Annotated in this window: 1 protein-coding gene; it reads left to right on the forward strand. The window is 71.5% G+C overall.

The genetic code is table 11. The annotated features are described in order from the left end of the window. The coding region (locus IE145_RS33065; RefSeq protein ID WP_189529109.1) for a non-ribosomal peptide synthetase at positions 1-2,692 on the forward strand (2,692 nt) is incomplete at both ends.

The following is a 2,692-nucleotide window of genomic DNA, read 5'->3' on the forward strand; positions in this document are numbered from 1 at the left end:
CGACCCGTCTGGTGGCGCGTATCCGTGGCGAGCTGTCGGTGGAGCTCGCGGTCCGTGATCTCTTCGATCATCCGTCGGTCGCGGGGTTGGCGGAGTCCCTCGGTGAGGCGGGCCCGGTGCGTTCCGCGCTGGTGCCGGTCGAGCGTCCGGAGGCGGTGCCGCTGTCGTACGCCCAGCGCCGCCTGTGGTTCCTCAACCAGCTCGAAGGCCCCAGCGGCGCGTACAACATCCCGTTCTCGCTGCGGCTGACCGGTCCGCTCGACCACGGAGCCCTGCGCGCCGCGTACGCCGACGTCCTGGCCAGGCACGAGAGCCTGCGCACCCTCTTCCCCGAGCGCGACGGCGTGCCGTACCAGCACATCCTGCCTGTCGAGGCGACGCCCGTCGAACTGCCTGTACTGGAGGTGCTACGGCCCGACCTGGCCGCCGAGGCGACCCGGCCTTTCGACCTCGCCACCGAACTCCCCGTCCGCGCTCGGCTGTTCGCGCTCACCGAGGACGCGTACCTGCTCCAGATCGTGCTGCACCACATCACCGGTGACGGCGCCTCGATCGGCCGACTCGTCGCCGACCTCGCGGCTGCCTACGGCGCGCGTGTGGTGGGTGGTGTGCCGAGATGGGAGCCGTTGCCGGTCCAGTACGCGGATTTCGCCGTGTGGCAGCGGGAGTTGCTCGGTGACGAGAGCGACCCGGAAAGCGTCATCGCCCGGCAGGTGGGATTCTGGCGGGAGGCGCTGGCCGGTGTGCCGGCGGAGCTGGAGCTTCCGTTGGACCGGCCGCGTCCCGCGGTTGCGGGCACCGAGGGCGCCACGGTGGCGTTCGATGTCCCGGCGGGTCTGCACGAGCGGGTGGTGCGGCTGGCGCGTGAGTCGCGTTCGAGTGTGTTCATGGTGATGCAGGCAGCGGTTGCGTCCTTGCTGTCGGGCATGGGTGCGGGTACGGACATTCCGCTGGGCACGGCGGTGGCCGGGCGTACGGACCGGGCGACGGAGGACCTGATCGGGTGTTTCGTGAACACGCTGGTGCTGCGTACGGACGTGTCGGGGGATCCGAGCTTCCGTGAGCTGCTGGACCGGGTCCGGACGGGGAACCTGAGCGCGTACGCGCATCAGGACCTGCCGTTCGAACGGCTGGTGGAGGCGCTCAACCCGGAGCGGTCCCTCGCCCGTCACCCCCTCTTCCAGACCATGCTCACCATGCGGAACGTCCCCGAGGCGGAGGTGCCGTTCGCCCCGCTGCGCGCCGAGATCGTGCCCGGTGAGCGGGTGGTTGCCACCACCGACCTGTCCTTCGACCTGCTGGAGCGCCATACCGCCGACGGCGGTCCGGCCGGGCTCAGCGGCTACGTGGAGTACCGCACCGACCTGTTCGAGCGCCGCACCGTCGAGGGGATGGCCCGTCGCCTGGTCGACCTGCTCGATCAGGTCACCACCGCCCCCGAGGCCCCTCTGCACGAGCTGGTCCTGCTCACCGGAGACGAACAGGACCGGATCACCGGTGCCGGCCGGGGCGTCGACGCGCCCGTGCCGGCCGACACCGTCGTCGACGTCCTCCAGGCACAGGCCCGGCGCACTCCCGATGCCGGCGCGCTGGTGTACGGCGATGTCCATCTCGGCTTCGGCGAGCTGAACGAGCGCGCCAACCGGCTGGCCCACCACCTCATCGCCCTGGGTGCCGGACCCGAGCGTGTGGTCACCGTGGCGCTGCCCCGTACCGAGCGCGCCGTCGTGGCTCTGTGGGCGGTTCTCAAGGCCGGCGCCGTCCACCATGCCGTCGACCCTGAAGGCCCGGCGGAACGCCTGGAGTTCATGGTGGCCGAGGCCGCCCCGGTCACGGTGGTGACACTCGGCGCGTACGCGGACCGGCTGACCGTCCCGGACGGCACCCGGCTCCTCCTCCTCGACGACCCCGAGGTCGGGACCGTCATCGCGGCCGGCCCGGCGACCGACCCGACGGACCACGACCGATGCGCGCCGCTGCGGCCCGCGAACCCCGCGTACCTCCTCTACACCTCGGGCTCCACCGGACGGCCCAAGGGCGTGCTGGTCGAGCACCGCAACCTGCGGGCCCTCTTCCACCACCACCAGGCCCAATTCGTGCGTACGTCCGTGGTGGACGTGGCCGGCCGGGACGGGCACGAGGGTCCGATCCGGGCCGCGCTGACGGCGTCGATGACGTTCGACACGTCCTGGGACGCGATGATGTGGCTGCTCGACGGCCATGAGCTGCACCTGATCGGCGACGATGTGCGCTGGGACGCCGGGCGGCTCGCGGCTTACATCGCGGACCGGCGTATCGACATGCTGGACCTCACGCCCAGCTTCGTCGAACAGCTCGTTCCGGAAGGCCTGCTGGACAACGAACGGCACCGGCCGGCGTTGATGATCGTGGGCGGCGAGGGGATGAGCGCCGCCCTGTGGTCCACGCTGCGCGCGGCCACCGGCACCCGGAGCCTCAACTGCTACGGGCCCACCGAGGCGACGGTCGAAACGGTCTACTGGCCGGTTGCCGACGCCGAGGCGCCCACCCTCGGGCGGGCCGTGTGGAACACCGCGACCCATGTGCTCGACGCGTGGCTGCGCCCGGTCCCCCCGGGCGTGGCCGGCGAGCTCTATCTTGCCGGGGCCCAGATCGCCCGTGGTTATGCGGAGCGTTTCGGGTTGACGGCGGAGCGGTTTGTCGCTGATCCGTT

It is taken from the genome of Streptomyces sindenensis, from assembly GCF_014649035.1.
Taxonomy (GTDB): Bacteria; Actinomycetota; Actinomycetes; order Streptomycetales; family Streptomycetaceae; genus Streptomyces; species Streptomyces sindenensis.